The 25979-nt window shown below is 72.4% G+C and carries 25 protein-coding genes and 1 pseudogene; 12 read left to right on the forward strand and 14 right to left on the reverse strand.

The features are described from left to right. Positions 1–20 precede the first annotated feature (20 nt). Positions 21–566 carry a hypothetical protein gene (locus AB0J04_RS00445; protein WP_363166131.1) on the forward strand — a complete coding sequence of 182 codons (546 nt, stop codon included), beginning with the start codon at positions 21–23 and terminating at the stop codon, positions 564–566. Here the strand turns inward: AB0J04_RS00445 and AB0J04_RS00450 are convergent. After that, entirely contained in the window at positions 563–1564 is a 1002-nt protein-coding gene (locus AB0J04_RS00450; RefSeq protein ID WP_363166132.1) for an NAD(P)H-quinone oxidoreductase, read from the reverse strand. The two genes, AB0J04_RS00445 and AB0J04_RS00450, sit on opposite strands and share 4 nt — an antisense overlap. Before the next feature lie 136 nt (positions 1565–1700). Between AB0J04_RS00450 and AB0J04_RS00455 the strand changes: the two genes are divergently transcribed. Further along, positions 1701–2696 carry an ATP-binding cassette domain-containing protein gene (locus AB0J04_RS00455; protein WP_363166133.1) on the forward strand — a complete coding sequence of 332 codons (996 nt, stop codon included), beginning with the start codon at positions 1701–1703 and terminating at the stop codon, positions 2694–2696. Further along, a complete protein-coding gene (locus AB0J04_RS00460; protein ID WP_363166134.1) occupies positions 2693–3541 on the forward strand; it encodes an ABC transporter permease in 849 nt (282 codons plus the stop codon). The genes AB0J04_RS00455 and AB0J04_RS00460 overlap by 4 nt, the downstream gene beginning before the upstream one ends. A gap of 13 nt (positions 3542–3554) precedes the next feature. On the opposite strand, the pseudogene AB0J04_RS00465 reads toward AB0J04_RS00460, so the two are convergent. Then, positions 3555–4253, reverse strand: a pseudogene (locus tag AB0J04_RS00465) (NAD(P)-binding protein); the annotation flags it as partial. Positions 4254–4374: 121 nt separating this feature from the next. On the opposite strand from AB0J04_RS00465, the gene AB0J04_RS00470 reads away from it, so the two are divergent. Beyond that, positions 4375–5493: an NAD-binding protein gene (locus AB0J04_RS00470; RefSeq protein WP_363166135.1), complete on the forward strand. Its 1119-nt coding sequence runs from the start codon at positions 4375–4377 to the stop codon at positions 5491–5493. Positions 5494–5606: 113 nt separating this feature from the next. Here AB0J04_RS00470 and AB0J04_RS00475 read toward each other — a convergent pair whose 3' ends face one another. The 5 genes from AB0J04_RS00475 to pdhA all read right to left on the reverse strand — a co-directional run bounded on the left by AB0J04_RS00475 (position 5607) and on the right by pdhA (position 11591). Next, the gene (locus AB0J04_RS00475; protein ID WP_363166136.1) at positions 5607–6992 is read right to left on the reverse strand and encodes a molybdopterin molybdotransferase MoeA; all 1386 of its coding nucleotides are present in this window, start codon (positions 6990–6992) and stop codon (positions 5607–5609) included. Next, the gene (locus tag AB0J04_RS00480; RefSeq protein WP_363166137.1) at positions 6989–7951 is read right to left on the reverse strand and encodes an NTP transferase domain-containing protein; all 963 of its coding nucleotides are present in this window, start codon (positions 7949–7951) and stop codon (positions 6989–6991) included. Before AB0J04_RS00480 ends, AB0J04_RS00475 begins: the two co-directional genes overlap by 4 nt. A gap of 72 nt (positions 7952–8023) precedes the next feature. Beyond that, a complete protein-coding gene (locus AB0J04_RS00485) occupies positions 8024–9439 on the reverse strand; it encodes a dihydrolipoamide acetyltransferase family protein (RefSeq protein ID WP_363166138.1) in 1416 nt (471 codons plus the stop codon). Beyond that, positions 9439–10458: an alpha-ketoacid dehydrogenase subunit beta gene (locus AB0J04_RS00490; RefSeq protein ID WP_363166139.1), complete on the reverse strand. Its 1020-nt coding sequence runs from the start codon at positions 10456–10458 to the stop codon at positions 9439–9441. The genes AB0J04_RS00485 and AB0J04_RS00490 overlap by 1 nt, the downstream gene beginning before the upstream one ends. Further along, positions 10455–11591, reverse strand: coding sequence for a pyruvate dehydrogenase (acetyl-transferring) E1 component subunit alpha (gene pdhA, locus AB0J04_RS00495; RefSeq protein ID WP_363166140.1), 1137 nt, complete (start codon positions 11589–11591; stop codon positions 10455–10457). The genes AB0J04_RS00490 and pdhA overlap by 4 nt, the downstream gene beginning before the upstream one ends. 175 nt (positions 11592–11766) lie before the next feature. On the opposite strand from pdhA, the gene AB0J04_RS00500 reads away from it, so the two are divergent. After that, complete coding sequence (locus AB0J04_RS00500) at positions 11767–12366, forward strand: Lrp/AsnC family transcriptional regulator (RefSeq protein ID WP_363166141.1); 600 nt, start codon at positions 11767–11769, stop codon at positions 12364–12366. A gap of 41 nt (positions 12367–12407) precedes the next feature. Here the strand turns inward: AB0J04_RS00500 and AB0J04_RS00505 are convergent, their stop codons facing one another. Then, on the reverse strand, positions 12408–12998 hold the full coding sequence (locus AB0J04_RS00505; RefSeq protein ID WP_363166142.1) for a TetR/AcrR family transcriptional regulator: 591 nt from the start codon (positions 12996–12998) through the stop codon (positions 12408–12410). Next, the gene (locus AB0J04_RS00510; RefSeq protein ID WP_363166143.1) at positions 12995–14509 is read right to left on the reverse strand and encodes a 3-hydroxyacyl-CoA dehydrogenase; all 1515 of its coding nucleotides are present in this window, start codon (positions 14507–14509) and stop codon (positions 12995–12997) included. The genes AB0J04_RS00505 and AB0J04_RS00510 overlap by 4 nt, the downstream gene beginning before the upstream one ends. Before the next feature lie 159 nt (positions 14510–14668). Between AB0J04_RS00510 and paaN the strand changes: the two genes are divergently transcribed. Beyond that, positions 14669–16360 carry a phenylacetic acid degradation protein PaaN gene (gene paaN, locus AB0J04_RS00515; protein ID WP_363166144.1) on the forward strand — a complete coding sequence of 564 codons (1692 nt, stop codon included), beginning with the start codon at positions 14669–14671 and terminating at the stop codon, positions 16358–16360. Positions 16361–16382: 22 nt separating this feature from the next. Here the strand turns inward: paaN and AB0J04_RS00520 are convergent, their stop codons facing one another. Genes AB0J04_RS00520 through AB0J04_RS00530 form a run of 3 tightly spaced genes read right to left on the reverse strand, consistent with a single transcriptional unit; the run spans position 16383 to position 19332 of the window. After that, positions 16383–17180, reverse strand: coding sequence for a TrmH family RNA methyltransferase (locus tag AB0J04_RS00520; protein WP_363166145.1), 798 nt, complete (start codon positions 17178–17180; stop codon positions 16383–16385). After that, entirely contained in the window at positions 17177–18388 is a 1212-nt protein-coding gene (locus tag AB0J04_RS00525; protein ID WP_363166146.1) for an HTTM domain-containing protein, read from the reverse strand. Before AB0J04_RS00525 ends, AB0J04_RS00520 begins: the two co-directional genes overlap by 4 nt. Next, the gene (locus AB0J04_RS00530; RefSeq protein ID WP_363166147.1) at positions 18385–19332 is read right to left on the reverse strand and encodes a DUF5819 family protein; all 948 of its coding nucleotides are present in this window, start codon (positions 19330–19332) and stop codon (positions 18385–18387) included. Before AB0J04_RS00530 ends, AB0J04_RS00525 begins: the two co-directional genes overlap by 4 nt. Positions 19333–19616: 284 nt before the next feature. Here AB0J04_RS00530 and paaA point away from each other — a divergent pair, with 284 nt between their 5' ends. The 6 genes from paaA (at position 19617) to AB0J04_RS00560 (ending at position 24568) form a co-directional block, all read left to right on the forward strand. Next, positions 19617–20630, forward strand: a complete 1014-nt coding sequence (gene paaA / locus AB0J04_RS00535) for a 1,2-phenylacetyl-CoA epoxidase subunit PaaA (protein WP_363166148.1) — start codon at positions 19617–19619, stop codon at positions 20628–20630. Then, positions 20627–20914: a 1,2-phenylacetyl-CoA epoxidase subunit PaaB gene (gene paaB, locus AB0J04_RS00540; protein WP_363166149.1), complete on the forward strand. Its 288-nt coding sequence runs from the start codon at positions 20627–20629 to the stop codon at positions 20912–20914. Before paaA ends, paaB begins: the two co-directional genes overlap by 4 nt. A gap of 8 nt (positions 20915–20922) precedes the next feature. Further along, positions 20923–21657, forward strand: a complete 735-nt coding sequence (gene paaC, locus AB0J04_RS00545) for a 1,2-phenylacetyl-CoA epoxidase subunit PaaC (RefSeq protein WP_363166150.1) — start codon at positions 20923–20925, stop codon at positions 21655–21657. Next, on the forward strand, positions 21651–22196 hold the full coding sequence (paaD, locus tag AB0J04_RS00550; RefSeq protein WP_363166151.1) for a 1,2-phenylacetyl-CoA epoxidase subunit PaaD: 546 nt from the start codon (positions 21651–21653) through the stop codon (positions 22194–22196). Before paaC ends, paaD begins: the two co-directional genes overlap by 7 nt. After that, on the forward strand, positions 22196–23257 hold the full coding sequence (locus AB0J04_RS00555) for a 2Fe-2S iron-sulfur cluster-binding protein (protein ID WP_363166152.1): 1062 nt from the start codon (positions 22196–22198) through the stop codon (positions 23255–23257). Before paaD ends, AB0J04_RS00555 begins: the two co-directional genes overlap by 1 nt. A gap of 168 nt (positions 23258–23425) precedes the next feature. Further along, on the forward strand, positions 23426–24568 hold the full coding sequence (locus AB0J04_RS00560; protein ID WP_363166153.1) for an acyl-CoA dehydrogenase family protein: 1143 nt from the start codon (positions 23426–23428) through the stop codon (positions 24566–24568). Positions 24569–24616: 48 nt separating this feature from the next. Here AB0J04_RS00560 and AB0J04_RS00565 read toward each other — a convergent pair whose 3' ends face one another. Together AB0J04_RS00565 and AB0J04_RS00570 are read right to left on the reverse strand one after the other, a co-directional pair. Beyond that, on the reverse strand, positions 24617–24946 hold the full coding sequence (locus AB0J04_RS00565; protein ID WP_363166210.1) for a rhodanese-like domain-containing protein: 330 nt from the start codon (positions 24944–24946) through the stop codon (positions 24617–24619). Positions 24947–25079: 133 nt separating this feature from the next. Continuing rightward, positions 25080–25877, reverse strand: a complete 798-nt coding sequence (locus AB0J04_RS00570; protein ID WP_363166154.1) for a hypothetical protein — start codon at positions 25875–25877, stop codon at positions 25080–25082. Between the last annotated feature and the right edge of the window lie 102 nt (positions 25878–25979).

The raw sequence follows: 25979 nt of genomic DNA on the forward strand, positions 1-25979 counted from the left end.
ACCGGGAGGGGGTCACGACCGTGACTCCATGGCAGCGGGTGAAATGCGCGACACGGCTGTGCGTGGGGGTGGGCGTGGTCGCGACGAGCGCGGCGGGCGCGATCGCGCTGCCGTCCGGGAGTGCGAGCGCCACGCCGTACGCGGCCGTGTCGACGTACGCCCGCCCCGCTCCCCTGTCCACTTCCGCCTCGGCTTCCGCCTCCCCCGAGCCCGACCGGGCCGGCAGCCGGGCGGGCGAGGGCCGGGCGCGGCCCGGACGGGTGGACGACGGGGGAGAGGACATGGAGACGGAGAACTCGGAGGACTCGGAGGCCGTGGACCCGGCGGGGGAGGATCCGGACGCGAGCGGCGACGCGGAGGCCGACGACACCGACGCGTCCGCGTCACCGGCCGCCGTCGCCTCGGCGGCCTCGGACGCGCCGCAGGACGCCGTGCGGCAGGCGGCCACACAGGGTGAACGGGCCGACGGACCCGTGCTGCAGATCCTGCCGCTCGGCAGCGGCCTCGTCCTCATCGGCCTCGGCATCGCCCTCGCCCTGGCCGCACTGCGCCTGCGCCGCTCCTAGGACCTGTCCTGGTGCCCGTGCTGGGCCGTGAGCAGGACCTTGCCGATGTGGCCGCTGTCCTCGACGACCCGGTGGGCGGCGGCCGCGTCGCTCATCGGGAGTTCGCGGTCGACGACAGGCCGTACCCGACCCGCGGCGATCAGGGGCCAGACGTGCTCACGGACCGCCGCCACGATGGCCGCCTTCTCCTCCAGCGGGCGGGCCCGCAGCGAGGCCGCGCTGATGGCGGCACGCTTGCCGAGGAGCGCGGCGATGTTGAGCTCTGCCTTGATGCCGCCCTGCATGCCGATGATCGCGAGCCGGCCGTTGACGGCGAGGGCCTGGACGTTGCGGTCCAGGTACTGCGCGCCCATGTTGTCGAGGATGACGTCGGCGCCGGCGCCGCCGGTGGCCTGCCGGACCTCTGCGACGAAGTCCTGCTCCCGGTAGTTGATCAGGATGTCCGCGCCCAGCTCGGCGCACCGCTCCAGCTTCTCCTTGGTGCCGGCGGTGACGGCGACCCGCGCGCCGGCGGCCTTGGCCAGCTGGATCGCCATGGTGCCGATGCCGCTGGAGCCGCCGTGCACCAGCAACGTCTCACCGGGACGGAGATGGGCGATCATGAAGACGTTCGACCAGACCGTGCTGGTCACCTCGGGCAGCGCGGCGGCCCGCGTGAGGTCGACGCCCTCGGGCACGGGCAGCAGCTGACCGGCCGGGACGGCGACCTTCTCGGCGTATCCGCCGCCCGCCAGCAGCGCGCACACCTCGTCGCCGACCGTCCAGCCGGAGACGCCGGGGCCGATCTCGGCGATCCGGCCGGAGCACTCCAGACCGGGGTAGCGGGAGGCGCCGGGCGGCGGGTCGTAGAAGCCCTGCCGCTGCAGGATGTCCGCGCGGTTCACGGCCCCGGCCACCACCTCGACCAGGACCTCGCCGGCGCCGGGTACGGGATCGGGGACCTCGTCCCACACCAGCGCCTCGGGACCACCAGGTTCGGGAATCGTGATCGCATGCATGAGGGGGACGCTACTCCTCGTCGCGCCGCCGCCGACCGCGGGTCCGCGCCGAAAAAAGGATGCGATCACCGATGAGTTCCGGCAAGGGTAAAGGTCTCCCCATGCGTAACCCACGTGCGCGGAAGGACACCCCATCATGAGCCAGCACACGTCCGGCCTGGCCATCGAGACCGCGGGACTGGTGAAGACGTTCGGTGAGACCCGGGCCGTCGACGGCGTCGACCTCGCCGTCCCGGCCGGCACGGTCTACGGCGTCCTCGGCCCCAACGGCGCCGGCAAGACGACGACCGTGAAAATGCTCGCCACCCTGCTGCGGCCCGACGCCGGCGAGGCGCACATCTTCGGCCACGACGTCGTGCGCGAGGCCGACGAGGTCCGTGGCCGCGTCAGCCTCACCGGCCAGTACGCCTCTGTGGACGAGGACCTCACCGGCACGGAGAACCTGGTCCTGCTGGGCCGCCTCCTCGGCCACGACAAGAAGGCCGCGCGGGTACGTTCCGGGCAGCTGCTGGAGGCCTTCGGACTGACGGAGGCCGGCGGGAAGCAGGTCAAGCACTACTCGGGCGGCATGCGACGCCGTATCGACATCGCCGCGTCCATCCTCAACACCCCCGACCTGCTCTTCCTCGACGAGCCGACCACCGGGCTCGATCCGCGCAGCCGCAACCAGGTGTGGGACATCGTGCGCGCGGTCGTCGCCCAGGGCACCACCGTGCTGCTGACCACGCAGTATCTGGACGAGGCCGACCAGCTGGCGTCCCGGATCGCCGTCATCGACCGCGGCCGGGTGATCGCCGAGGGCACGAAGGGCGAGCTGAAGGCGTCCGTCGGCGCCGGCTCCGTCCACCTGCGGCTGCGGGACGCGGAGCAGCGGCCCGCGGCGGCCGAGGTGCTGCGGCGGACCCTGGACGCGACGGTCCAGCTGGAACCCGACCCGGTCGCCCTCACGGCCCGCGTCGGTACGGCGACCAGCGGCATCGCCGCCGAGCAGGCCGCCCGGGCGCTCGGCGAACTGGCCCGCTCGGGAGTCGTCGTCGACAACTTCTCGCTGGGGCAGCCCAGCCTGGACGAGGTGTTCCTCGCCCTCACCGGACACGACACGCATCGCCCGAAGGACGAGGTGGCGGCATGAGCACCACGACGACCACGGAAGCACAGGACCTGGCCCCCGTCCGCACCGAGTCGCTCGCCGCACTGCTGATCGCCGGGGAGCGACCGCCGCGGCCGAGCGCGTGGTCGGCCTCCCTGACCTTCGGCTGGCGGGCGATCCTCAAGATCAAACACGTGCCGGAGCAGCTCTTCGACGTCACCGCGTTCCCGATCATGATGGTGCTGATGTACACGTACCTGTTCGGGGGCGCTCTGGCAGGTTCCCCGGAGGAGTACATCCAGTTCCTGCTGCCGGGCATCCTGGTGATGTCGGTCGTGATGATCACGATGTACACGGGCGTCTCGGTGAACACGGACATCGAGAAGGGCGTCTTCGACCGCTTCCGGTCGCTGCCGATCTGGCGGCCCTCGACCATGGTCGGCTATCTGCTCGGCGACGCCCTGCGCTACACCATCGCGTCCGTCGTGATGCTCACCGTGGGCATGCTGCTCGGCTACCGGCCGGACGGCGGGTTCGCGGGCGTCGTCGCCGGGATCGCCCTGCTGATCGTCTTTTCGTTCGCGTTCTCGTGGATCTGGACGATGTTCGGGCTGCTGCTGCGCACCGAGAAGTCGGTGATGGGCGTCAGCATGATGGTGATCTTCCCGCTCACCTTCCTGTCCAACGTGTTCGTCGACCCGAGCACCATGCCGGGCTGGCTGCAGGCCTTCGTCAACAACAGCCCGGTGAGCCATCTGGCGTCGGCGGTGCGGGGGTTGATGGCCGGCGACTGGCCGGCTGCCGAGGTCGCCTGGTCGCTGGGCTGGTCGGCACTGTTCGTGCTGGTCTTCGGGCCGGTGACGATGCGGCTCTACAACCGCAAGTAGCAGGTGGGAACGTTCAGGCCGGCGGAAGGGGCGGGACACCGGGCATGCCGGGTGCCCCGAGGGTGGGCCGTGTGCTCGGCGGGCCCACCCGCACGATCGTGACCAGCCGGTCCGTCGCCTCCAGCACGCCGATCGCCGGGTCGTCGTAGGCGAGGACGCGGTGCCCCCGGACGACGCTCACCACCAGGTCGACCGTCTCGCGCGGGCCACGGCCCGTCTCGGCCTTGGTGACGGGCCGTTCGACGAGGTCTAGCCCGTCGCCCTGCTGGATGAGGTCCTCCATGACCTTGCCCGCCGCCGGGCTGAGCACGGACAGGCCCAGGAGCCGGCCGGCCGCGCCGGCGCTGGTGATGACCTCGTCTGCGCCGGACTGCTTGAGCAGCGGCGCGTTCTCCTCCTCGCGCACCGCCGCCACGATCTTCGCCCCGGGGTTGAGCTGGCGGGCCGTCAACGCCACCAGGACGGCCGTGTCGTCGCGCTCGGTCGCGATGACGATCCGCCCCGCCCGCTGCACCTCGGCCCGCCGCAGCACATCACTGCGCGTCGCGTCCCCGACCACGCCCTCGTAGCCCTCGGCCGTCGCCGCGTCGACGACCTTCGCGCTCGGGTCGATCACCACGACCTGCTCCTTGCGCAGGCCCGAGGTGCAGGCCGTCCGGATCGCAGACCGCCCCTTCGTGCCGAAGCCGACGACGACAGTGTGGTCACGCAAGGGGACCCTCCAGGATCATGGACAGTTGGGGGCTCATGGAGACGTGTTGCTTCATGACGGGCACCGACCCGCCGGGAACCATGGTGCCCGCCGATCGAATGACCACCACAGGGGGCACACGATGAAGGACCAGGAACGACACCACGCCGGTCCGGCCCGGCTCTCCCTCTTCCGGTCCCTCTGGTACCGCTCGCGCAGCGAGGCCCGGGACGACGCCGAAGCCGGCCGCTCCATCACGATGCCCGTGCACATCAGTGTGCCCCCGCTCCAGCAGGTGCTGCGGCGCCTCGCCATGGGCCTGCTGGTGCTGGCCGTCACCACCCTGATCGTCTACGCCGACCACGACGGGTACAACGACAACTCGGACGGCTCCGTCGGCCTCCTCGACGCCGCCTACTACGCCACCGTCACCCTCTCGACCACCGGCTACGGCGACATCACCCCGGTCAGCGACATGGCCCGGCTCGTCAACATCCTCGTCATCACGCCGCTGCGCGTGCTGTTCCTGATCATCCTGGTCGGCACCACCCTGGAGGTGCTCACCGAGCGCACCCGCCAGCAGGTCCGCATCCACCGCTGGCGGGCCCGCACCAGCGACCACATCGTGGTCGTCGGATACGGCACGAAGGGCCGGCACGCCGTGCAGACCCTCGTCGGACAGGGCATCCCGAAGGATCGGATCGTGATCGTGGACGCACAGCGGAAGTCCGCGAACATGGCCGGCGACGACGGGCTGGTGGCGGTGACCGGGGACGCCACCCGCTCGGAGACGCTCCTCAAGGCCGAAGTCCAGAACGCCTCCCGGGTGATCGTCGCCCCGCAGCGCGACGACACGGCAGCCCTGGTCACCCTCACCGCCCGCCAGCTGAACCGGCGCGCCACGATCGTGGCCGCCGCCCGGGAGGACGAGAACGTGCCGCTGCTCAAGCAGAGCGGCGCGGACACCGTGATCACCAGCTCCAGCTCCGCCGGCCGACTGCTCGGCGTCTCGATGGTCAGCCCGACCGTGGCCAGGACCCTGGAGGACCTGATGACCCTCGGCAGCGGCCTGGACCTCATCGAGCGCCCGATCACCAAGGCGGAGACGGGAAAGGAGCCCAGGGCCTGCGCGGACCTCGTCGTCGCCGTCGTCCGGGGCAAGGAACTGCTGGACTACGCCGATCCCCGGCTCACCAGCCTGCAGCCGGGAGATCATGTGATCACGGTCAGCCGGGCCGTTCCGCCCGCCGACCAGACATGACCCTGTTTCACGTGAAACACCGCCTGTTTCAAGGGGTGTCGAGCACCCGATTCAAGCGGTGTTTCACGTGAAACACGACGCGTCTTTCACGATGCGTCTTCGCGGTGCGTGTTTCACGTGAAACAGGTGCCGATCCCGGCGGTCGTCCACGGCAGGTCGAGGAGTTCGGCCTCCTGACCCGCCCGCGCACCGCCCGGCGGGACGACGGCGAGGGCGTCGGCGGCCGCGATGCCCCGAAGCATGGCCGGGCCGTTGTAGTGCAGCGGCCCGGCATGGTCACCCCGCAGGACGACCGGGACGAGCCGTGTGTCGTGAGGGTGCCCGTGCACAGTCTCCCGCAGCGGCAGGGCGTACGACTCGGGGGCCGACCGGGCGGCGAGCGTGCGCAGCAGGGGCTCGGCGAGGGTGAGCAGCCCGGAGACGGCCGCCAGTGGATTGCCGGGCAGACCCACGAGGTGCTGATCGTCCTTGATGCGGGCCAGCAGCATGGGGTGACCGGGACGCACCTTGACGCCGTCGACGAGGAGTTCGGCGCCGATACGGCGCAGCGTGGGGTGCACATGGTCGACCGGGCCGGAGGCAGTGCCCCCGGTGGTGACGATCAGGTCGGCGCCGGAAGACGTGACGGCCTTGTGCAGGACCTTCGCGTCGTCACCGAGCCTGCGGACGGCGATGACCTCGGCGCCCAGCGCCCGCAGCCACGGGGGCAGCATCGGGCCGAGCGCGTCCCGGATGAGGCCGTCGTGCGGGCGGCCCTCGGTGAGCAGTTCGTCACCCAGGACGAGCACCTCGACCCGGGGCCGGGGAACGACGGCCAGCGTGTCGTACCCGGCGGCCGCGGCCAGGCCGAGGACGGCCGGGGTCACCACGGCCCCGGCGAGCAGCAACTGGTCGCCGGAGCGGCACTCCTGGCCCCGCGGCCGGATGTCCTGGCCGTGCTGCATCTCGCAGGTCGGGTGCAGTCGGCCGTTGTCGTCGGTGCGGCCGTGCTCGCTGCGCAGCACGGCGGTGGTGTCCGGGGGGATCCGGGCGCCCGTGGCGATCCGGACGGCCTCGCCGTCGGCGAGCGGCTCGTGCGCCGCGCTCCCGGCCAGCACGCCCTCGTCCCGCACGTGCCAGGGGCCGGGGCCTGCGACCGCCCATCCGTCCATCGCCGAGGTGTCGAAGGAGGGCAGGTCGGTGAGGGCGGTCAGCGGGGCGGCCAGGACGAGGCCGAGGGCGTCGTCGAGGGTGACGGAGACGGGAGCACGACGAGCGGCGGCCGACCGCGCGGCTCGGGCGGCGATCTTCCGGGCCTCGGGCCAAGGGGTGGCCCGGTGACGATGCCGGTCGTCGGTGGCGGCGGCCCGGTGCCCGGCCTCCGGGACTCGGGAGGCCGGAGTGCCGGTGCCATTGCCGTCGCGCTGCGCGGGGCCGTTGCCGTCCTTCACGAGAGCGAGCGCCTCCTCGACGTCGAGATCCTCGGCGTCCAGGCCCTGCCGGGTGCCGCGGGGCGTCATCCGGCGTCCGGACCGGAGCCGTCGGCCTTCTCCTGCCCGGCCTTGTCCTGCCCGGCCTTCTCCTGCTGGGCCTTCTCCTGCTCCGCCTTCTCCTGTTCGGCCTCCTCCGCCCAGCGCAGCGCCAGCGCGGCGGCCTTGCGGGCGGCCTCGGCGACGGCCTCGGGGCCGCCCTGGGCCTGCGCGGCCGCATAGCCCACCAGGAAGGTGGTCAGCGGGGCCGCGGGCCGGGCCACCCCGTGGGCGGCGTCGCGGGCAACGTCGAGGAGGAGGCCGGTGTCGACATCGAGGTCGATGCCCAGCTCGTCCTTGACTGCGGAAATCCATTCATCCAACACGTGGCCATGCTCCCTGATACGTGCCCTGGCGGTGGCGATGTCGTCCCAGGTGTCGCAGTCGAAGGACCCGACCGGGTCGGGGACGCGGGTGAGGTCGAGCCCGGCGGTCAGCCGGCGCAGGGGCAGCCCGTCGAGGCCGCCCCGGTCTGCGGTGAGCGCCGCCAGTTCGCGGCGCAGTGCGGCGGTACGGTACGCGGCGACGAGCGGCTGGTCGCGGCCGTCCGCGTCGGTGAGCAGCGCCCCCTCGGCCGCGTCGGCGCGCAGGGTGGTCAGCAGCCGCCGTACGGTGCCTGCCGCGAGGAACGGCAGATCGGCGGAGAGGACGAGGACGTCGTCCGCCGTGGTGTGACGCAGCCCCGCCTCGAGCGCGGCGACGGGGCCCCTGCCGGGCGGGTCCTCGCGCGCCCAGCGCACGGAGCGGGCGGTGCGGCGGGGGTCGGCGACGACGACGGTGGTCCGCGCGTCGGCGCACGCGCCCAGCACCCGGTCCAACAGTGCCCGCCCGCCCACCCGCACGCCCGGCTTGTCGGCGCCGCCGAGCCGACGGGCACCGCCACCGGCGAGCACGACGGCGTCGTAGGCGGCTTCGTGCTCGCCGACGGCGGCGGGCTCGTTCGAGGTCACCCCCCGAGTATGCGGTCCGTCCCGGGGATGCGTGCCCCCTGGATCACGGCGAACGCGGAAGCCCGCCCGGGTTCACAGCGTGCGCAGCAGCACCGCAGGCTGCTCCACGCAGTCCGCGACGTGGCGCAGGAAGCCGCCCGCCGTGCCGCCGTCGCACACCCGGTGGTCGAAGGTCAGCGACAGCTGGACGACCTGGCGCACCGCGAGCTCGCCCTCGTGCACCCATGGCTTGGGCACGATGCGGCCGACGCCGAGCATGGCCGCCTCGGGGTGGTTGATGATCGGCGTGGAGCCGTCGACGCCGAACACCCCGTAGTTGTTCAGCGTGAAGGTGCCGCCGGTCAGCTCTCCCGGGGTGAGGCGTCCTTCGCGGCCGGCCTCGGTGAGCCGGGCCAGCTCCGCGGTGAGGCCCTCCGCGTCCCGGGCGTGCGCGTCACGGACGACGGGCACGACGAGCCCCCGCTCGGTCTGCGCGGCGAAGCCGAGGTGGACGTGGTCGAACTGGACGACCTCCCGGGCGGACATGTCGACGCTCGAGTTGAGCTCCGGGAACCGGGCCAGGGCCGCGGTGCAGATACGGGCCAGCAGCGCGAGGAGGGAGATCTTCGGCCCGCCCGTCGCGTTCATGGCGGCCCGGGCACGCATCAGCTCGGTCGCGTCGGCGTCCACCCAGCAGGTCGCGTCCGGAATCTCGCGCCGGCTGCGGGAGAGCTTGTCGGCAGCGACGCCTCGGACGCCCTTGAGCGGGATCCGGCGGCCTCCGGTGAGCGCGGAGGAAGAAGAAGCGGCGACGGGAGGGGAGGGGGCCGCAGAGACGGAGGTCGAGGAGGCAGAGGTCGAGGAGGCAGAGGTCGAGGAGGCCTGGTCGAGGGCAGTGCCCGCCCGCAGCGCGTTCTCGACGTCCGCGCGCAGGATCAGCCCGTCACGGCCGGTGCCCGTGAGGTCCCGCAGGTCCAGGCCGTTCTCGCGGGCGAGGCGACGGACGAGCGGGGAGATCACCGCGACGGGCCCGTCGGCGGCGACCGAAGTCACCGCTGCTGTCGAAGCCGCCGGAGCCGCCGGAGTCGTCGAAGCCACCGGAGCCGTCGGCCGCTGCACCCGGCGCCTGCGCGCGGGAGCCTCCGCCGTGCCGTACCCGACCAGCACGTTGCCCGAGCCGGAACCCGAGGCGGAACCCGAGCCCTCGGCCGAGGCCGGGGGCTCGGCCGTGCCGGCCGGGCCGAGCGCGTCGCCGGAGGCGGGCTCGCCGACCGCGACCGTGATCAGCGGGGCACCCACGGGCAGCTCCGTGCTCTCCTCGCCGAAGCGGGCGGTGACCACGCCGCCGTAGGGGCAGGGCACCTCGACCATCGCCTTGGCCGTCTCGACCTCGACGACCGGCTGGTCCACGGCGACGACATCGCCGACCTGGACCAGCCAGCGCACGATCACCGCCTCGGTGAGCCCCTCGCCGAGGTCGGGCAGTTTGAACTCCAGCACCTGTGCCATCAGTTGTCGGCCTCCCACTGCAACCGTGCCACCGCGTCCAGGATCCGGTCCACGCCGGGCAGGTGGTGGCGCTCCAGCATCGGCGGCGGGTACGGGAGGTCGAACCCGGCGACGCGCAGCACCGGCGCCTCCAGGTGGTGGAAGCAGCGCTCCGTGACGCGGGCCGCGATCTCCCCTCCCGGGCCGCCGAAGGAGCCCGACTCATGGACGACGACCGCACGACCCGTCCGCCGTACCGAGGCGCAGACCGTGTCGTCGTCGAACGGCACCAGGGAACGCAGGTCGACGACTTCGAGGTCCCAGCCCTCGGCGCGTGCCGCCTCGGCGCGTGCCGCCTCGGCGGCTTCGAGGCAGACCGGCACCGACGGCCCGTACGTGATCAGTGTGGCGCTCCGCCCCGGGCGCCGCACCACCGCGCGGCCTATCGGTTCAACGGTCTCCGGGTCCTCGGGGTTCCAGGAGTCCTTGGACCAGTACAGACGCTTGGGTTCGAGGAAGACGACCGGGTCGTCGGAGGCGATGGCGGCACGCAGCAGGCCGTAGGCGTCGGCGACCGTGGCGGGCGCGACGACATGGAGGCCCGGGGTCGCCATGTAGTAGGCCTCGGACGAGTCGCTGTGGTGCTCGACGCCGCCGATGCCGCCGCCGTAGGGCACGCGGACGGTGATCGGCAGCGGCATCCGGCCGCGGGTGCGGTTGCGCATCCGGGCGACATGGCTGACGAGCTGCTCGAACGCCGGGTAGGCGAAGGCGTCGAACTGCATCTCGACGACCGGGCGCAGGCCGTACATGGCCATGCCGACGGCGGTGCCGAGGATGCCGGCCTCGGCGAGCGGGGTGTCCGTGCAGCGGGCCTCGCCGAACTCCGCGGCGAGTCCGTCGGTGACCCGGAAGACGCCCCCGAGGGTGCCCACGTCCTCGCCCAGGACGTGTACGGACGGATCGGCGGCCATCGCGTCCCGCAGCGCGCGCGTGAGGGCCTGCGCCATGGTGGCGGGCTTGAGGGCGACGGTCGTCATCGGTGCGCGCCTTCCTGTTCCGCCTCGAGCTCCGCGCGCAGCAGTGCCTGCTGCGCGCGCAGTTGGGGGGTGGGTTCGGCGTACACGTGCGAGAACAGGTCCATGGGGTCGAGGACGGGGTCCTGGTTCATCCGGGCGCGCAGGTCCGCGGCCATCGCCTCGGCGGCGTCCCGCGCGGATCTCCGCACGTCATCGTCGAGCAGTCCGCGCGCGGTCAGTTCGCGTTCCAGCAGCTCGATCGGATCGTGCGCGCGCCAGGTCTCGACCTCGGCGTCGCCGCGGTAGCGGGTGGCGTCGTCGGCGTTGGTGTGGGCCTCGATGCGGTAGGTGATGGCCTCGACGAGGGTCGGGCCGCCGCCCTCGCGCGCGCGGCGGACGGCGTCGGCCAGCACCTCGTGCACGGCGGCCGCGTCGTTGCCGTCGACCAGGCGGCCCGGCATGCCGTACCCGACGGCCTTGTGGGCCAGCGAGGGGGCGGCGGTCTGCTTGGCGAGCGGGACGGAGATCGCGAAGCCGTTGTTCTGCACGAAGAAGACGACCGGCGCCTGCCAGACGGCGGCGAAGTTCAGCGCCTCGTGGAAGTCGCCCTCGCTGGTGCCGCCGTCGCCGACCATGGCGAGCGCGACCACGTCGTCGCCCTTGAGCCGGGCGGCGTGCGCGAGGCCGACGGCGTGCGGGAGCTGGGTGGCGAGCGGGGTGCACAGGGGCGCGACCCGGTGCTCGTAGGGGTCGTAGCCGGTGTGGCGGTCGCCGCGCAGCAGGGTGAGCGCCTCGACGGGGTCCACGCCGCGTGCGACGACGGCGAGGGTGTCGCGGTAGCTGGGGAAGAGCCAGTCCCGCTCCTGGAGGACGAGCGCGGCGGCGATCTCGCAGGCCTCCTGGCCGGTGCTGGAGGGGTAGACGGCGAGTCTGCCCTGCTTGGTGAGGGCGGTGGCCTGGACGTTGTAGCGCCGGCCGCGCACCAGCTGGGCGTAGAGCCGGCGCAGCAGCTCCGGGTCGGCCTGCGCGGCCGCGTCGGTGCCGAGGACGCGGTACGGCTCCGCGTCGGGCAACAGCGGCGCGGGGTCGGTACGGGGCTGCCAGGCGGGCGGCGGCGTGGGCCGGTACGTGCCCCGCTGCTCCATGACCGTCATGACGGCACCTCCTCGTGGGAGCGGCTACGGGAGACGCGTCGGCTGTGACGCGCCTCACCTACCGATTGTTCGGTCGTCGGCACATTTTGGCTACAGGCCCCCTCAGGCTGTGGACAAACGGTTCTCCACAGCCTGAGATGGACGCAGTACGTCCATGACAGGAAGGTGGGGGGACATGGCACCTGAACAAATGGTCGAAGGGCCGGAGCCCGGTGCCACGCTTCCCGCGCACAGCCCACAGCCGAGCGCTCCACCGCCGAGCCCTCCACCGCCGAGCGGCCCGCAGTCGAGCGGCCCGCAGCGGACGGGCAGTGCCCCGTTGCCGCCGCCGCGCCCGCTGGACGCCATCGATCAGGACATCCTCCAGATGCTCCAGGCGGACGGCCGTGCCTCGATACGGTCGGTCGCCGAACGCGTCCACGTCTCGCGCGCAAACGCTTACGCGCGGATCAACCGCCTCATCGAGGACGGCGTCATCCGCGGCTTCGGCGCCCGGGTCGACCACGAACGCGCGGGCCAGGGTACGAGCGCCTACATCACGCTGAAGATCGTCCAGAACTCCTGGCGGACGGTGCGCGAACAGCTCACGCAGCTGCCCGGCGCCTCCCACATCGCCCTCGTCGGGGGCGATTTCGACGTGCTGCTCCTGGTGCACACGCCCGACAACAGAGCGCTGCGCGAGGTCGTGCTGACCCGCCTCCAGGCGATCCCGGAGGTGCTCAGCACGCGCACGCTGCTGGTGTTCGAGGAGGAGGACCTGGAGCCGCAGGGCTGAGCCCTCCGAGCCCCACTGCCTGTCCCTGCCCCGGACAGGCCCTAGGGGGCCGTCCGCAGCCCCTCGAAGACCAGCCGCACCACCGCGTCGGCCACCTCGCTCTCGACCATGCCCCGGCCGCCCGGCCGGTACCACTCGACGATCGAGTTGATCATTCCGAAGACCAGCCGTGTCGCGAGCCGCACGTCCACGTCGCCGCGTATGTCCCCGTCGGCGGCGGCCGCCTGGAGCAGCTCGGCGACCCGGTGGTCGAAGTCGCGGCGCCGCTCCAGGGCCCAGCGCTCCGTGTCGGTGTTGCCGCGCACGCGCAGCAGCAGCGTGACGTAGGGCAGTTCGCCGATGAGCACCTCGACCATGCGCCGTACGACGTACTCCAGGCGCTGCGAGGCGTGCCCCACGCGCGCGTGCTCCTCGTCGAGGATCCCGAAGAGGCCGTCCAGGGCCCGGCTGACGGCCCGCCGCAGCAGTTCCTCCTTGCCGGCGACATGGTGGTAGATCGACGACTTGGAGATGCCGGCGGCCTTGGAGAGGTGCTCCATGGAGGTGCCGTCGTAGCCGCGCTCGTTGAAGATCTGGACGGCGACCGAGAGCAGGGTCTCCGGGGTGTAGGTGTCGCGCTTGGCGGTGGTCACGAGGCGCCCTCCCGCTTCTCGGTGGCGTAGGAGTGCCGGTAGAGCGCGAGGGACGGCGCGTAGCGGCCGGAGGGGTCGCGGTCGTGCAGGTCGTCCAGGAGGGCGCAGGCCCAGGTGCGCCCGAGCCTGCGGCTCCACTCGAAGGGGCCCAGGGGGTAGTTCACGCCCAGGCGCATCGCGGTGTCGATGTCCTCCTCGGTGGCCACGCCCTTGGCGACGGCGTCGTGCGCGAGGTCGACGATCCGCGCGACCGTACGGGCGACGATCATGCCGGGCACGTCGCCGATGACGCTGACGTCCTTGCCGAGCGCCTGGAACAGGCCGATCGCCTCGGACATGGTCTGCGTGGAGGTGTCCTGGGAGGCGGACAGGGCGATGCGGGTGGCCTTGCGGTAGTCGAGGGCGAGGTCGAAGTAGACGACGTCCCGGAACTCCACGGAGGTCTGGCCGTCGGCGAGCGCGAGCTGGCCTCCGCCGGGCAGCACCAGGCGGGTGCCGTGGTCCTCTTCCTCCTCGCGGACCTGGACGCCCGCCTCGCGGATCAGCGCGAGCAGCTCCGACGCGGGGCCCAGGTTGCCCTCGGCGACGACGTACGCGGGCGGCTGGGCCCGCTCCGCGGTGTGCGGCTCGGCGGGCTCGGCGTCCTCGCGGTAGTCGTACCAGCCCTGGCCGGACTTGCGGCCGAGGCGGCCCGACTCGACCAGGCGGCGCTGGGCGAGCGAGGGCGTGAACCGCACGTCCTGGAAGAAGGACCGCCACACGGAGTGCGTGACCGACTCGTTGACGTCCTGTCCGATCAGGTCGGTCAGCTCGAAGGCGCCCATCCGGAAGCCGCCCGACTCGCGCAGGACGGCGTCGATGGTGGCCGGGTCGGCGCCCTGCGCCTCGTAGACGGCGAACGCTTCGGCGTAGAAGGGCCGCGCGATGCGGTTGACGATGAAGCCGGGCGTGTCGGCGCAGGCGACCGGCGTCTTGCCCCAGGAGCGGGCGGTCTCGTACGCGCGCGTGGCCGAGGTGACGTCGGTGGCGTACCCGGAGACGACCTCGACCAGCGGCAGCAGCGGCGCCGGGTTGAAGAAGTGCAGGCCGACGAAGCGGCCCGGGTTGCGCAGGGCGGCGGCGACGGCGGTCACCGACAGGGACGAGGTGTTGGTGGCGAGCAGACAGTCCTCGCCGACCACGTCCTCCAGCTGCCGGAACAGCTCCTGCTTGGCCGCCAGGTCCTCGACGACGGCCTCGACGACCAGGGAGCAGTCCGCGAGGTCGGCGAGGCTCTCCGCGGCCTTCAGGCGGGCCCGGGCCTCGTCCCGGTCGGTGGCGGCGAGGCGGTCCTTGTCGACGAGCCGGTCGAGCCGGGCGCCGATCACGGCCGCCGCCTCACGGGCCCGACCGGGGACGGCGTCGTAGAGCCGCACGAGGTGGCCCGCTACCAGCGCGACCTGGGCGATGCCCTGGCCCATGGTGCCGGTGCCGACGACGGCCACGGGGCTGCTGAGGTCGTTTGCTGTCATGTGCGCGATCCTCCCGCACGGGGTTTTCCACAGATGCGGCAGGCCCCCTTGTCCCGACCGATCGTTCGGTTACTCTAACTCTGACTGGTGCTGCCTGCCCAGGTTTCCACCAGGTCATGGGCTCGAAGAAGAGTTCTCACGACGAGGAGTTGGTCCCGCATGGCCGCCGAACTGTCCGTGCCCGCCCTGATCGCCCAGCACCGGCCCACCCTCGATCAGGCCCTGGAAGCGATCCGCACCCGCGCGTACTGGTCCCCGCACCCGGAACACCCCAAGGCCTACGGGGAGAACGGCAGCCTGGACGCGGCGGCGGGCAAGGCCGCCTTCGACGCCGTCCTGAACACGCGGCTCGACCTCGGCCAGCCCGGCACCGACGACTGGGTGGGCGGCGAGGTCTCGCCCTACGGCGTCGAGCTGGGCGTGGAGTACCCGCACCCGGACGTGGACACCCTGCTGCCCGCGATGGCGGCCGGACAGCGCGCCTGGCGGGAAGCGGGCGCGGAGACCCGCGCGGTGGTCTGTGTGGAGATCCTCAAGCGGATCGGCGACCGGACGCACGAGTTCGCGCACGCGGTCATGCACACCTCCGGCCAGGCCTTCATGATGGCGTTCCAGGCGGGCGGCCCGCACGCGCAGGACCGCGGCCTGGAGGCGGTGGCCTACGCGTACGCGGAGCAGGTCCGCACACCCGGCACGGCGGAGTGGACCAAGCCCCAGGGCAAGCGCGACCCGCTCGCGCTGACCAAGACCTTCACCCCCGTCCCGCGCGGCACCGCCCTGCTCATCGGCTGCAACACCTTCCCCACGTGGAACGGCTACCCGGGCCTGTTCGCCTCCCTCGCCACCGGCAACGCGGTCCTGGTCAAGCCCCACCCGCGCGCGGTGCTGCCGCTCGCGCTGACCGTGGGCATCGCGCGCGAGGTGCTCGCCGCGGCCGGCTTCGACCCGAACCTGGTCGCGCTGGCCGCCGAGCGCCCCGGCGAGGGCATCGCCAAGACGCTGGCCACCCGCCCCGAGATCAGGATCGTCGACTACACCGGGTCGACCGCCTTCGGCGACTGGCTGGAGGCCAACGCCCGCCAGGCGCAGGTCTACACCGAGAAGGCCGGCGTCAACACGGTGATCGTGGACTCCACCGCGAACTACAAGGGCATGCTCGCCAACCTGGCGTTCTCGCTGTCCCTGTACAGCGGCCAGATGTGCACCACCCCGCAGAACCTGCTGATCCCCCGCGCGGGCATCCGCACCGACGAGGGCCTGAAGAGCTTCGACGAGGTCGTCGCCGACCTGGCCCGCTCGGTCGACGGCCTCCTCGGCGACGACACGCGTGCGAACGGGCTGCTCGGCGCGATCGTCAACCCCGACGTCAAGGCCCGTCTGGAGGCCGCGGCGGGCCTCGGCGAGGTCGCCCTCGCCTCCCGTGAGGTGAGCAACCCGGAGTTCCCGGACGCGATCGTGCGCACCCCCGTCATCGTCAAGCTGGACGGCGCCAAGCCGGACGACGAGGCCGCCTACATGAACGAGTGCTTCGGCCCGGTCTCCTTCGCCGTCGCCGTCGACTCCGCGGCCGACGCGGTCGCCCTGCTGCGGCGCACGGTGCGCGAGAAGGGCGCGATGACGGTCGGCGCGTACACCACCGACGAGGAGGTCGAGCGGGCAATCCAGGAGGTCTGCCTGGAGGAGGCCGCCCAGCTGTCCCTCAACCTCACCGGCGGGGTGTACGTCAACCAGACGGCCGCGTTCTCCGACTTCCACGGCTCGGGCGGCAACCCGGCGGCCAACGCGGCCCTCACCGACGGCGCGTTCGTCGCGAACCGCTTCCGGATGGTGGAGGTCCGCCGGGAGGCATAGGAGTCAGGAGCAGGCGTGGGCGCTACGCGGGTGCGCCCCCGGTGGCGCTCCAGTGGTACAGCGTCATGGCCACACTGGTCGCGAGGTTGTAGCTGGAGACCTGGGGGCGCATCGGCAGGGCGAGCAACTGGTCGGCACGCGCGCGCAGCTCGGCGGAGAGCCCGCTGCGCTCCGAGCCGAACGCGAGGAGGGCGTCGTCCGGGAGCTCGACGCCCCGGATGTCGTCGCCCTCCGGGTCGAGGGCGAACACCGGACCGGCAGGCAGCTCGCCGACCGTCAGCCGCTCCACGGCGGTCGCGAAGTGCAGCCCCGCGCCGCCGCGCACGACGGTCGGATGCCAGGGGTCCAGCGTGCCGGTGGTGACCACCCCGGTCGCCCCGAAGCCCGCCGCCAGCCGGATCACCGCCCCCGCGTTGCCCAGGTTGCGCGGGTTGTCGAGGACGACGACGGGAGTGGCGCGGGGCGTGTGCCCGAGCCGCTCCAGGTTGGCCGCACGGGAGGGCCGTACGGCCAGGGCGGCGACGCCGGTGGGATGCGGGCGCGGCACCAGGGACGCGTACGTCGCCTCCGGGACCTCCGTCAGGAGCCCGTCCAGCGCCTCGCGTACGTCGGGGGCGAGCTCGTCGGCGAGAGCGAGCGTGGCCCGCCGGTCCACGGCGACCGCCACCGGGATCCCGGCCCGGAAGCGCACGGCGTGCTTGAGGGCGTGGAAGCCGTCGAGCAGGACGGCCGCGTCGGCGAACCGGCGCCACCGGCCGAGCGGGTCGAGCCCGTCGAACGGGCCGAGGCGCTCGGAACCGGCGGTCGCGGGGTCGGTCATGCGGTGAACCCTACGTGGGTGGGCTCGGGGTCCTTCTGGCTCGGCGGCTCCGGTGCGCCCGTACGCCCGCCGCCGGAGAACAGCCGTCCACGCGCGCGCGTCGCCCATCCGCCCAGCCGGTGCAGGAACGTCGTCGGCAGGAAGACGGCGTCCGTCGCGATCATCGCCAGCGAGAAGAACGGCAGTCCGAGGACCACGGCGATCACCGCGTGCTCGGCCATCATCACGGCCAGCAGGACGTTCTTGACCCGCCGGTTGAACAGGGTGAACGGGAAGGCGACCTGCACGATGACGGTCCCGTAGGTCGCGAGCAGCACCATCGTGCCGCTGCCGGCCAGCAGGTCGGTGAGCTCGGGCCAGGGCGAGAAGTAGTCCAGGTGCAGCGGGTAGTACACGGCGGTGCCGTCCTGCCAGCGCGAACCCTGGATCTTGTACCAGCCGGCCGTCGCGTAGATCAGACAGGCCTCGACCATGATCACGACCAGGGCGCCGTTGTGCAGGATGTTGCCGATCACCTCGCACAGGATCCGGGGCTCCGGCGACTTCCTGAGACGCCGGACGGCCCACCACAGGCCCTGCACGACCCACGCCGCCCAGAGCAGCACGGGAATGGTCGCCTCGCTGTGGAAACGGCCCGCCACGGTCACCGTGACCAGCACGAACCCGGACGCCGCCCACAGCACGGGACCGACCCGGTCCGTGACCCGCTCCCCACGCGCGCGTGCCTCGCGCTCCCGCCGGGCCCGCCGCGCGTCCAGCGACCACACCTGGCCGCAGCGCATGAACACCAGGTAGATCGACGTCAGGTGCACGACGTTGTCGCCGCCGTCGCCCATGAAGACGCTGCGGTTCTGCAGCGAGAGCACGCCGACCATGAACAGCACCGACATCGTGCGGGTGCGCCAGCCGAGCAGCAGCGCCACACTGGTGAGCAGCCCGAGCGCGTAGACGGCCTGGAACCAGCCCTGTCCGTCCGACCACATCAGGGCCGTGAACGCCCCGTTGGTGTCGATCAGCTGCCGGGCCAGCTCCCAGTCCCAGGGGCTGTCGGGCCCGTAGAGCTCCTGGCGGTGCGGGAACTCGCGCAGCAGGAACAGCAGCCAGGTCGCGCTGAAGCCGATCCGGACCACAGCGCTCTGGTACGGCCCGAGCGCCGACTCGGTGACACGGGCGATGGCGGTGGACACCGTCAGGGAGAACCGGTTCACCTCGCGCCTCCCTCGGTCTCGCCGGCCGGCACCGACCACCAGGACAGCTCGCGGTACACCGGGATCATCGACACCTTCTCGGTGCTCCACTTCGGCGGGGTCACGTTCGTGGTCTGCGAGCGGATCTGTATCCGCTCGACGACACCGTCCTCGCCGACCGCGTTGCCCTGCTCCAGACGCCGCACCACGATGTGGCGCAGATACGTCTCGGAGAGGGCGCCGCGCAGGCCGACGGGGCGGTTCTCGTTGTTGTGCGTACCGGTGAAGAAGTCCCAGGCCCGACGCAGCTCGTTCTGCTGCGTGTGGCTCGGCAGCAGGTTGCCGTCGATGGCGCGGCCGTCCTGCGCGGACAGGTCGTACCAGCCGGTGGTCCGCGACCCGCCGTCCGCGGTGCGGACCTGCGCGCGGACCTGGACGGCGATGTTCTGCTGAAGCGGGTTCGGCGCGAACAGCTTCCAGTTCTGTTCGAACTCCGGGTATATCCACTCGTCGATCGCCCGGCCGTGCGCCTTCGTGACCGTGTTCTGCGGCGCGACGTGCAGGAACACCATTCCCACATGCACACAGACGGCGACCGCGACGACGGCCAGCGCCAGCGCGGCGCCGATCTGGTAGCGCGGGGAGAGCGCGGCCACACCGGTCCGGGGCTCGGGGTGCTGCGGCTCGGCCGCGAGGCCGGGAGCGGAGGCGAGGGCAGCGCTCGGTCCGGCGGCGGGATCGGCAGCCGAGGCAGCGGCGGCGGGCACGACACCGGGACCGGAACCGGAGCCGTCGGCTACGTCGGCCCGCGAACCGGGCTCGGAACTCGGGAGCTCCGTCCGGGGCCGGGGAACGACGTCGCCGGGAAGCGCCTCCGCCTCGGGCGGCGTCTGTGCCTCCGTCTCCGCCTCCCCCGACGTGTCGCGCCCCCGTCGAGCGCCAGAGCCTCCGTCGTACGCGTCCATTCCGCCCCGTTCCCCGATCCCGGTCGTCTTCCTGCTGCATCGCGCAATCGCGAACGGTACTCAGCCTCACCCGTTCGGCGCAGCCCTCCCCCCGCGTCGCCCGGGACGTGCCGGGGGCGGGGCGGTTGTCCACAGGGGACGCTCGCAGGTTATCCACAGCGGTTGACACCTTACGACGGCCGTCCCACCATGGAATCGGACGGACCGAACGATCGGTCGGGAGAAGGCTCCGGGAGAGCCGAGGCCGAGGCAACCAGCCCAGGCCCGAGGTCAAGGGGGACCGCATGGCGACAGCAGCCGCGCACCAGACGGCCCGCACACAGGGGCACAGCGCGCAGGACAGCGGCGTCGAAGCCGACGCGGCGTACGAGCGCGCCTTCGACGCCACCGTGGCCGCCGACGAGCGCATCGAGCCACGCGACTGGATGCCCGACGCCTACCGCGCCACGCTGGTGCGCCAGATCGCCCAGCACGCCCACTCCGAGATCATCGGCATGCAGCCGGAGGCCAACTGGATCACCCGCGCGCCCTCCCTGCGCCGCAAGGCCGTCCTCATGGCGAAGGTCCAGGACGAGGCGGGCCACGGGCTCTACCTGTACAGCGCGGCCGAAACCCTCGGCACCGGCCGCGACGAACTGCTCGACAAGCTCCACACCGGCCGCCAGAAGTATTCCTCGATCTTCAACTACCCCACGCTGACCTGGGCGGACGTCGGCGCGATCGGCTGGCTGGTGGACGGCGCCGCGATCACCAACCAGGTCCCCCTGTGCCGCTGCTCCTACGGCCCGTACGCGCGCGCGATGGTCCGCATCTGCAAGGAGGAGTCCTTCCACCAGCGCCAGGGGTATGAGCTCCTGCTGTCCCTCAGCCGCGGCACCCCGGAGCAGCACGCGATGGCGCAGGACGCGGTGGACCGCTGGTGGTGGCCCTCGCTCATGATGTTCGGGCCGCCCGACGACGAGTCCGCGCACTCCGCGCAGTCGATGGCCTGGAAGATCAAGCGCCACTCCAACGACGAACTGCGCCGGCGCTTCGTCGACATCTGCGTCCCCCAGGCGGAGTCCCTCGGCCTCACGCTCCCCGACCCGGAGCTGAAGTGGAACGAGGAGAGCGGACACCACGACTTCGGCCCCATCGACTGGACCGAGTTCAAGCAGGTCCTCAAGGGCAACGGCCCCTGCAACGAAGAGCGGATCACCCAGCGCAGGCGCGCACACGACGAGGGCGCGTGGGTCCGGGAGGCGGCCGCGGCCTACGCGGACAAGCACAGCGGCGAGACAGGAGCGACACGAGCATGACGAACACCGACTGGCCCCTGTGGGAGGTCTTCGTGCGCTCGCGCCGCGGCCTCTCCCACACCCACGCCGGCAGCCTGCACGCACCGGACGCGGAGTTCGCCCTGCGCAACGCCCGCGATCTGTACACCCGCCGCGGCGAGGGCGTCTCGATCTGGGTCGTGCCGTCCTCGGCGATCATGGCCTCCTCGCCCGACGAGAAGGATTCCTTCTTCGAACCGTCCGCCGACAAGCCCTACCGGCACCCGACGTTCTACGAGATCCCGGAGGGGGTGAAGCACCTGTGAAGCCGCCTGTGACCACGACGGCCGGCACAACCACCGCCACGACGACCGCCGCCCTCGCCCTCGGCGACGACGCCCTGGTGCTCTCCCACCGCCTGGGGGAGTGGATGGGCCACGCGCCCGTGCTGGAGGAGGAGGTCGCCCTCGCCAACATCGCGCTCGATCTGCTGGGCCAGGCCCGGATCCTGCTGTCGATGGCCGGCGACGAGGACGAACTGGCGTACCTGCGCGAGGAACGCGCCTTCCGCAACGTCCAGTTGGTCGAGCAGCCCAACGGCGACTTCGCCCACACCATCGCCCGCCAGCTGTACTTCTCCACCTACCAGCACCTGCTGTACGACCGCCTGGCGGCCGGAGAGGGCCCGTTCGCGGGGCTTGCGGCGAAGGCCGTCAAGGAGGTCGCCTACCACCGCGACCACGCCGAGCAGTGGACCCTGCGGCTCGGCGACGGCACCGAGGTCAGCCACGAGCGGATGCGGCAGGCCTGCACCGCACTGTGGCGGTTCACCGGCGAGATGTTCCGCCCCGTCGACGGCCTGGACCTCGACCGGGCCGCCCTGGAGTCGTCCTGGCTGGAATCGGTCGGGCACGTACTGGGACGGGCCGGCCTCTCCCTGCCCGAAGGATCGCGCACCGGAGCCTGGCGGGCCGGCGCGGGCCGTGAGGGCCTGCACACCGAGTCCTTCGGCCGGATGCTCGCCGAGATGCAGCACCTGCACCGCAGCCACCCGGGTGCGTCATGGTGACCGCCACCGCCCTGGAGGCGGAGCTGCTGGAGATCGCCGGCGCGGTCCCCGACCCCGAGCTGCCGGTGCTCACGCTCCAGGAGCTCGGCGTCGTGCGCGCCGTGCACGTCCTCGGGGCACAGGCCGTCGAGGTCGAGCTGACCCCGACGTACACCGGCTGTCCGGCGGTGGAGGCGATGTCCGTGGACATCGAGCGCGCGCTGCACGCGCACGGGGTACGCGAGGTGACGGTACGCCGGGTACTGTCCCCTGCCTGGTCGACCGACGACATCACGGCCGAAGGACGCCGCAAGCTCCGGGAATTCGGCATCGCGCCGCCCCGGACGGCACGCGACACCGGCCCCGTCGCCCTGGCCCTCGGCCCGACCAGAACCCTCGGCCCGACCGGAAGCCGCGCCGCGGACCCCGACCCGGTCCACTGCCCGCACTGCGGGTCCGCCGACACCGAGCTGCTCAGCCGCTTCTCCTCCACCGCCTGCAAGGCACTGCGGCGCTGCCTGGCCTGCCGTGAACCCTTCGACCACTTCAAGGAGTTGTGATGGCCCGCTTCCACCCGCTCCGAGTGGCCGCCGCGGACCGCCTCACCGACGACTCCGTCGCCCTCACCCTCACGGTCCCCGACGAACTGCGCGAGGAGTACCGGCACGCCCCCGGACAACACCTCGCCCTGCGCCGCGTGGCCGACGGCACCGAAGTCCGGCGGACGTACTCGATCTGCTCACCCGCCCCCGACCCGGTCGGCGAGGGCCCCCGCACACTGCGGGTGGGCGTCCGCCTGGTCGACGGCGGAGCCTTCTCGACCTACGCCCTGAAGGAGATCGACGTCGGCGACGAACTGGAGGTGATGACCCCGGCGGGCCGGTTCACCCTCGACCCCGCGCCGGGCCTGTACGCGGCGATCGTCGGCGGCAGCGGCATCACACCGGTGCTGTCGATCGTCTCCACGCTGCTGGCCCGCGAGCCCGCCGCCCGGTTCTGCCTCATCCGCAGCGACCGGACGGCCGCCTCGACGATGTTCCTGGAGGAGGTCGCCGACCTCAAGGACCGCCATCCCGAGCGGCTGCACCTGGTCACCGTGCTCTCTCGGGAGGAACAGCAGGCGGGACTGCCCTCCGGCCGGCTGGACCGGGAGCGGCTGACCGCGCTGCTGCCCTCGCTGCTGCCGGTGGAGAAAGTCGCGGGGTGGTTCCTGTGCGGTCCCTTCGGACTCGTGCAGGGCTCGGAGCAGGCGCTGCGCGGGCTCGGGGTCGCTCGGTCCCGGATCCACGAGGAGATCTTCCACGTGGACGACGCGCCCCCGCCGGCGCGCACCGCGGCCCCCGCCCACAGCACCGTGACCGCCCGGCTCGACGGCCGCGGCGGAAACTGGCCCGTGCAGGACGGGGAGTCGGTCCTGGAGACGGTGCTGCGCAACCGGCCGGACGCGCCCTACGCCTGCAAGGGCGGGGTGTGCGGAACCTGCCGGGCCTTCCTGGTCTCCGGGGAGGTCCGCATGGACCGCAACTTCGCGCTGGAGCCGGAGGAGACGGACTCCGGGTACGTACTGGCCTGCCAGTCGCATCCGCTGACGGAGGCGGTGGAGGTGGACTTCGACCGGTGACTGGACCGGTGACTGGACCGGTGACTGGACCGGTGATTCGATCGGTGACTCGACCGGTGAGGCGTACATCGGGCGGGCGATGAGGAGTGACCGCCCGGTTCCCTTCTTCTAGAACCTGTTCTATCTTGACGCTCCGTCAGATCAGCTGACCCGTCGGGAGGACAGGCCGTGGACTTCACCTTCACCGAGGAGCAGCAGGCCGCGGCCGAGGCGGCGCGGGGAGTGTTCGCCGGGGTCGCCCCCGACGGCGTGCCCAGCCCCGCGCTCACCAGGGGCGCCGCCGTGGCCGACGACTTCGACCGGGCGCTGTGGGCCAGGCTCGCCGCCGCGGACCTGCTGAGCCTGCCGCTCGACGAGGAGTTCGGCGGCGCCGGCCTCGACGCGGTCGGTCTCTGTCTGGTGCTGCGCGAATCGGCGAAGGTGCTGGCCCGGGTGCCGTTGCTGGAGAACAGCGCGGCCGCGGCCGCCGTACAGGCCTACGGGGGCCCGGAGTTGAGGTCGGCCCTGCTCGCGCGGGCCGGGCGGGGCGAGGTCGTCCTGACCGTCGCCGCCAATGGCCGCACCGGCCACGACCCGGCCGAACTCGCCGTGACCGCCCGGCAGGACAGCGCCGGCGACGCGTGGGTGCTGGACGGCGTGCAGACGGCGGTGTCGTGGGCCTACGACGCCGACTTCGTGGTCGTACCGGCGCGCACCGGGGACGACCGGAGCGTCCTGGCCGTCGTTCCCCGCGAGCACGAGGGCGTCGTGCTGGCCGAACAGGTCTCCACCACCGGCGAACGGCTCGGCGAACTGCGTCTGGAATCGACGCGGATCACCGCCCGGAACGTCATCACCGCCGACGGCGCGTGGGAATGGCTGCGCGCCCTGCTGACCACGGGGACGTGCGCGCTGGCGCTGGGTCTGGGGGAGCGCGTGCTGGCAATGACCAGCGACTACGCCGGCAAGCGGGAGCAGTTCGGGTACCCGATCGCCAGTTTCCAGGCCGTCGCCGTGCAGGCCGCCGACCGCTACATCGACCTGCGCGCGATGGAGGTCACGCTCTGGCAGGCCGCGTGGCGGATCTCCTCCGACGCCCCGGGCGCGCTGCCGGCCGCCGGTGACGTCGCCGTGGCCAAGATCTGGGCCTCGGAAGGCGTCCGGCGGATCGTGCAGACCGCGCAGCATCTGCACGGAGGCTTCGGAGCCGACGTCGACTACCCGCTGCACCGGTACCACGCCTGGGCCAAGCACCTCGAACTGTCGCTCGGCCCGGCCGCCGCGCACGAGGAGGCCCTGGGCGACCTACTGGCCGCCCATCACCTCGGCTGACCCTCACAGAGCCCTTGATTCGGCTGATGCGGCTGATGCGGCCCCGGCCTACAGCACGAAGCCCGGCTTGCCCTCGGCCGTGACGACCGGGCGGCCCACGGCGGCCCAGATCTGCATGCCGCCGTCGACGTTCACCGCGTCGATGCCCTGCTGCACGAGGTACATCGTGACCTGGGCCGAACGACCGCCGGAGCGGCAGATCACATGGACCCGCCCGTCCTGCGGAGCCGCCTCGGTCAGCTCGCCGTAGCGCCCGACGAACTCGCTGATGGGGATGTGCAGCGCCCCTTCGGCGTGACCCGCCTGCCACTCGTCGTCCTCGCGGACGTCCAGCAGGAAGTCGCCGTCCTTGAGCTCTCCGACCTCGACCGTGGGCACACCAGCTCCGAAACTCATGCCCCGACGCTACCCGACAGGACGCATGAGACGACGGGGCCGGTCACCGGACCGGACCGCCGGCCCACCGGACCGCAAACCCACCAGCCCTCAAGCGCGCCGATCCACCGGCCCGCTAGCCCACCAGTTCGGCCAGCTCCGTCTCGCGTGCGGCGACGTCGGCCAGGAGCTTGTCGGCGATCTCGTCCAGGAGGCGGTCGGGGTCGTCCGGGGCCATCCGGAGCATCGAGCCGATCGCGCTGTCCTCCAGCTCCCGGGCGACCAGCGTGAGCATCTCCTTGCGCTCGGCGAGCCACTCGAGGCGGGCATAGAGCTCCTCGCTGGGGCTCGGGGCGCGCTCCGGGGGCACCGGACCGGCCGCCCACTCCTCGGCCAGCTCGCGGAGCAGGACCTCGTCGCCCCGCGCGTAGGCCGCGTTGACGCGGGTGATGAACTCCTCGCGCCGGGCCCGCTCCGCGTCCTCCTGGGCCAGGTCGGGGTGGGCCTTGCGGGCCAGCTCGCGATACAGCTTGCGGGCCTCCTCGCTGGGCCGCACCCGCTGCGGGGGTCGGACCGACTGGTCCGAGAGCATCGCCGCGGCCTCCGGGAACAGCCCCTCGCCGTCCATCCAGCCGTGGAACAGCTCCTCGACCCCGGGCATCGGCAGCACCCGGGCCCGCGCCTCGGCGGCCTTGCGCGCATCCTCGGGATCACCCGTGCGGGCGGCCTTGGCCTCGGCGATCTGCGCGTCCAGTTCGTCGAGCCGGGCGTACATCGGACCGAGTTTCTGGTGGTGGAGCCGCGAGAAGTTCTCGACCTCGACGCGGAAGGTCTCCACCGCGATCTCGAACTCGATCAACGCCTGCTCGGCGGCCCGCACGGCCTGCTCCAGCCGCGCCTCGGGCCGGGGCTGCTCAGCTTCGGGGGTCGTCACCCGACCAGCCTAGGCCAACGATCCCCCCACCACGTCGACCCACCGTCCGCCGAGCCCCCCGGCTCCGCACGCGACGCACCTCAGATGCGCTTCAGATGCGCC

The sequence above is a fragment of the Streptomyces sp. NPDC050263 genome (genome assembly GCF_040655955.1).
Lineage (GTDB): Bacteria > Actinomycetota > Actinomycetes > Streptomycetales > Streptomycetaceae > Streptomyces.